At 72.5% G+C, this 4,919-nt stretch carries 4 protein-coding genes; 1 reads left to right on the top strand and 3 read right to left on the bottom strand.

All coding sequences use genetic code 11. The features are described 5' to 3' along the window. Window positions 1–135 precede the first annotated feature (135 nt). The 3 genes from AB0L37_RS38270 to AB0L37_RS38260 all read right to left on the bottom strand — a co-directional run bounded on the left by AB0L37_RS38270 (window position 136) and on the right by AB0L37_RS38260 (window position 3,911). The gene (locus tag AB0L37_RS38270) at window positions 136–987 is read right to left on the bottom strand and encodes a hypothetical protein (RefSeq protein WP_365516771.1); all 852 of its coding nucleotides are present in this window, start codon (window positions 985–987) and stop codon (window positions 136–138) included. After that, window positions 984–3,191, bottom strand: a complete 2,208-nt coding sequence (locus tag AB0L37_RS38265) for an MMPL family transporter (RefSeq protein WP_365516768.1) — start codon at window positions 3,189–3,191, stop codon at window positions 984–986. Before AB0L37_RS38265 ends, AB0L37_RS38270 begins: the two co-directional genes overlap by 4 nt. Window positions 3,192–3,296: 105 nt before the next feature. Next, complete coding sequence (locus tag AB0L37_RS38260; protein WP_365516765.1) at window positions 3,297–3,911, bottom strand: VTT domain-containing protein; 615 nt, start codon at window positions 3,909–3,911, stop codon at window positions 3,297–3,299. 229 nt (window positions 3,912–4,140) lie between these two features. Between AB0L37_RS38260 and AB0L37_RS38255 the strand changes: the two genes are divergently transcribed. Continuing rightward, complete coding sequence (locus tag AB0L37_RS38255; protein ID WP_365516762.1) at window positions 4,141–4,788, top strand: methyltransferase; 648 nt, start codon at window positions 4,141–4,143, stop codon at window positions 4,786–4,788. The last annotated feature ends 131 nt before the right edge of the window (window positions 4,789–4,919 follow it).

Raw genomic sequence — 4,919 nt, 5'->3', positions numbered from 1 at the left:
CAGTTCCCCGCGCCCCTGAAATGCAGACGCTTCGCGTCGCATTTCCCCTATGAAGGCTGCGCGCAGCGCATGCCTTCAGGGGCGCGGGGAACTGCGCGACCGGCCCCCACGCACCCGCAGACGAAGGGTCCGCGTCTACACCGTCGCGCCGAAGACCAGGCCCGGCGCGAACAGGACCGTCAGGCCCGCCGCCCCGGCCCCGATCAGGAGCTGCCAGGGCGTGCGCAGGGCGCGGACGCGAGGGGCGCGGCGGGCCGCTGCCAGCGTGGCCACCGACGCCGCCCACGCGGGGAGCACCAGACGCAGGGCGATCTCCCCGGTGAACAGGACGTTCGCGCGGGCGGTCACGCACTGGGCCGCCGTGCAGACGGCCGGCACCCCGTCACCGGCCACCGTCGCGGACACCGCGAACCAGACCAGCGGGCCCACCGCGAACAGCCCCGTCAGCCAGACGTAGGGGGCGACTCCCGTACGGGCCCGGGCGCGACGCCGGCCCACCGCGAACGCGGCGAGCGCCGGGAGCCAGCCCGCCACCACCCCGAAAAGACCCGCGTGCGACGCCTCGGCGAGCGCCGCCCAGACACCGTCCACCCCGTACGGCGCCCGCAGCAGCGCCAGCAGACCGGTCGCCGCCGCGAGCCCCGCGGCCGTGTGCGCCCAGGTGCGGGCGAAGGAGGGGGTGCCCGTCCAGGCGACGTACACCCCGGCGAGCGCGACGAGCAGCAGCGGGGGCCCCGCCGTCACGCCCCAGGCCAGCGGGAAGCCGGGCAGTCCCGAGCCGAGCGGCGCCGACCAGCCGCCCCAGTCGCCGAAGACGGCGGCGAGGACGGCGGTGACGCCCGCGGCGACGACCGGGGCCGTTGTGGCGAGGCCGGCTTCCGTGCCGCCCTGCTCGGACCCGCGGGAAGAAGAGGGCACCGCGCCCCGGGGTGCCGCCGACGGGGGTTGGGCGGGCTCGGGGCGCGGTGCGGTCCTGGGGGTGGTCACCGGGAGGCCCCGGCGTGCTGGGTCGGGGCGGGCGCGGGGGCCGGCGGCGGGGTGGCGGAGCTCTCGCGCAGCCCGTACTTCTCCCACCAGCGGGCCAGTGGCGCGGGCGCCCACCAGGCCCACTTGCCGAGCAGCGCCATCGTGGCGGGGACGAGGAGTCCGCGCACGATCGTCGCGTCGACGAGGACCGCGATGACGAGGCCGACGCCGATCATCTTCATGAAGAGGATGGACGAGGCCATGAAGCCGCCCACGACCACGACCAGGAGGAGGGCCGCACTCGTGATGATCTTCGCGGTGCGCTGGACGCCGAGGGCGACGGACTCGATGACGTCGCCGCTGACCTCGTACTCCTCACGGACCCGGGAGAGCAGGAACACCTCGTAGTCCATGGCGAGGCCGAAGGCGATCGCGACGACCAGGACCGGGAAGTTGACGTCGACCGCGCCGATCGGGTCGAAGCCGAGGAGGCCGGAGAGATGGCCGTCCTGGAAGATCCACTTGATCGCGCCGAACGCGGCGAGCAGCGAGAGCAGGTTCAGGATCACGGACTTGAGCGGCAGGAGCAGCGAGCCGAACGCCAGGAACAGGACCAGGAACGAGACCACCGCCACGAACAGCGCCATCCACGGCAGCCGTTCGCCGATCATGTCGACGATGTCGACGCGGGAGGCGGGCATGCCGGTGACGAGGGTCTCGGCGCCGTCGGGGGCCTGCACGGAGCGCACCTCGCCGACCATCGTGCGCGCGGCGTCCGACATCGGGTCGGGCGTGTAGTGGATCGTGACGCGCGCGGTGTCGCCCGCCGTGTTCGTCGGGGTCGCCGAGGCCACGCCGTCGATCTTCGTCAAGTCATGCGCGTACGTGGCCACTTGGGCCGTGTCGGCGGGGCCGTCGAAGCGGACGACGGACGTCATGATCTGGGCCGGGTTCGAGGTGAAGTCGGCGGCGAGCTGCTTGCTGACGACCTTCGCGTCGGCGTCCGACGGCAGCACCCACTCGCCGGGCCGCGCCCAGTTCACGCCGAGCAGCGGCGCGCCGAGGCCGACCAGGACGGCGACGATCGCGAGCGTGGAGATCAGCGGCTTGCGCATGACGGCGTGCGCCGTGCGGTACCAGCGGCCCTGCGTCTCCGGCTTCGGCGTACGCGCACGGCGGCCCGAACCGGGCAGCGGGATACGCCACTTGTCGATGCTGTGCCCGGTGTAGCGCAGCAGCGCGGGCAGCAGGGTGAGCGCGCCGACCACCGCGAAGGCGACCACGGCGACGGCCGCGTACCCCATGGACGACAGGAAGCGGGAGGGGAAGAAGAGCAGGCCCGCGAAGGAGATCGCGACGGCGATGCCGGAGAAGGCGACCGTGCGGCCGGCCGTCGCGGTGGCCCGCTCGACGGCCGTGTCGACGTCGGCGCCCGCGTGCAGCTCCTCGCGGTAGCGGTTCACCATGAACAGCGCGTAGTCGATGGCGAGGCCGAGGCCGAGGATCGTGATGACGTTGATGACGGTGCTGGAGATGTCCGTGAACATCGTCAGGACGCGCAGCACCACGAACGAGCCGAGTGCCACGAACGTGCCGACGGCCAGCGGGAGCAGGGCCGCGATCGCGCTGCGGAAGATCAGCACGAGGAGGATCAGGAGGATCGGCACGGAGAGCATCTCGGCGCGCGCGATGTCCGACCCGGTGAGGGAGTTGACCTGTTCGGTCATCGCGGCGACACCGCCGTAGCGGACGTCGACGCCCTGTGCCTCGAACTTCTCCTTGATCTTGCCGAGCGCCTCGACCTGGTCCTGGTCGACGTCACTGGTGAACTGCACGGTGGCGTAGGTCTGCGTGCCGTCCTTCGAGACGTACGCGCTCCTGTCCTGGCCGCCCGGGTGCCAGTACGAGTCGAGGCGCTCGATGCCGGCGCGCGGTACGCCGTCGAGGGCGTCGCGCACGGCGGGGCCGAACTCGTCGACCTTGGCGCCGCTGCCGCCCTTGGCCTCGTACAGGACGATCAGGTCGTTGGACTCGCGGCCGAGCGGGCCCTGGAGCACCTTGTCCGCCTGGACGGACTCGCTCGCCGGGTCGTCGAAGCCGGCGCCGCCGGTGAAGGAGGCGAAGACCCGGGTACCCCAGACGCCGGCGAAGAGGGTGAAGACGACCGCCGCGACGACGACCCACTTGCGGCGCCGCGCGGTGAATTTTCCGATTGCGGCAAACACTTCTCTCTCCTGAATTCTTCGGCGAATTGACAGGGCGTCCGGGCACCCTGCCCGTCAGCCTCACGGAATTGCGGAGCGCGCGGAATTCCCGCTTCGACGCAGCGGCTATGTCTCCTTCGACGCACGGGCGACCAACGCGGCGCCGCCACCGATCAGGACCGAGAGGCCGATCCCTATCGCGAGCGAGAAGACCGGGTCGTCGCTGACGGCGCCGCCGAAGTAGCCCGCGCCCACGGAGTAGCCGGCCCACACCGTCTCGGCGAGGGCGGCCCCGAGGGCGAACTTGCGGGCCGGGTAGCGGGCCGCGCCCGCGGCGAGGCCGGCGAGCAGCCGGCCGCTGGGCAGGAAGCGGACACCGACGACGAACGCGAGGCCGCCGCGGTGCACGCGGCGCGACGCCCAGTCGAACAACTCGCCCTGCCGTCCGCGGCGGTGGGCCACGGTGCGCACCCGGCCGCCCGCGGCCCGGCCGAAGCGGTGGATGAGCAGGTCGCCGAGGAGGGCGCTGCCCGCGACCGACGCCAGGACCAGCATCAGCGACATCTCGCCGCGGGCGGCGAGCATGCCGCCGGTGACCAGCAGCACGGCGTTGGGCAGCAGGGGCGGGAGCGTGGTGAGCGCCAGGATCGCGTAGGCCCAGCAGGCCGCCCCGGAGAGCGATCCCGACAGGCCGGACGTGATGTCCAGCCATGCCGCGAGTGAGGCGATGTCGATGTCCATGGCCGCTCCTTTCCCCTCTCGGAAGGCCCGTTACGGCGACTGCGCACTACCTCCTTGGAGACATGTGCGCGGGTCGTTGGTGAGTCGTGTTCGCAGGTCGGAGTGGAGTTAGCGTCGCCGTGGCGGGTGGCGGGCCCCCACTGCGCTCTAACAGTAACCTACGCTATCGATAGTGGCACTATCGCTAGTGATTCCGCACTGCCACTTCCGACGCACACAGGTGGGGCCCATGACCGAAGTGACACTGTTCTTCCGCGAGTTCACCCGCACGCGCCGGGCCACGGGGGCCATCGCGCCCAGCAGCCCGCGGCTGGCCAGAGCCCTGACGCGGTACGTGATCCCGAGCCCCGGCGGGCCGCGGGCCGTCCTTGAGGTCGGGCCCGGGTCGGGGGCGGTGACGCGTCATGTGGTCGAGTCGCTCGGGCCGCTGGACACGCTGGATCTCGTCGAGGCGAATCCGCGGTTCGCCGCGCTGCTGGCCGAGACGTATGCCGGGGACCGGCGGGTGCGGGTGCTCACGGGGCTTGTGCAGGATCAGGAGCTGGGGTCGTACGACACCGTGGTGTGCGGGCTGCCGTTCGCCAACTTCGACGCCGCGACGACGGAGGAGATCCTGGGGCGGCTTGTCGGGGCGCTGCGGGCCGGGGGGACGCTGTCGTACTTCGCGTACGCGGGGATGCCTCCGTTGCGGCGGGTGTTCTCCGCGGGGGCGGGGCGGGTGCGGGTGCGGCAGTTGGATGCGGTGGTGGGGCGGGTGTTGGCTCGGCATCGGTTCCGGTCCGAGACGGTGCTCGGGAACCTGCCGCCGGCGCGGGTCCATCATCTGGCGCCGGCCGCGCCTGCCGTTGCGCCGGTCGCCGTGGGGGCCGGTGTGTGACGGCGGGTGCGGCGTGCGTCGTGGCTGGTCGCGCAGTTCCCCGCGCCCCTGAAATGCAGACGCTTCGCGTCGCATTTCCCCGATGAAGGCTGCGCGCAGCGCATGCCTTCAGGGGCGCGGGGAACTGCGCG

The sequence above is a fragment of the Streptomyces sp. NPDC052225 genome (assembly GCF_040679615.1).
Lineage (GTDB): Bacteria > Actinomycetota > Actinomycetes > Streptomycetales > Streptomycetaceae > Streptomyces.
Note: the sequence above shows the minus strand (reverse complement) of the source record. Positions and strands in the feature narration are given on the sequence as shown.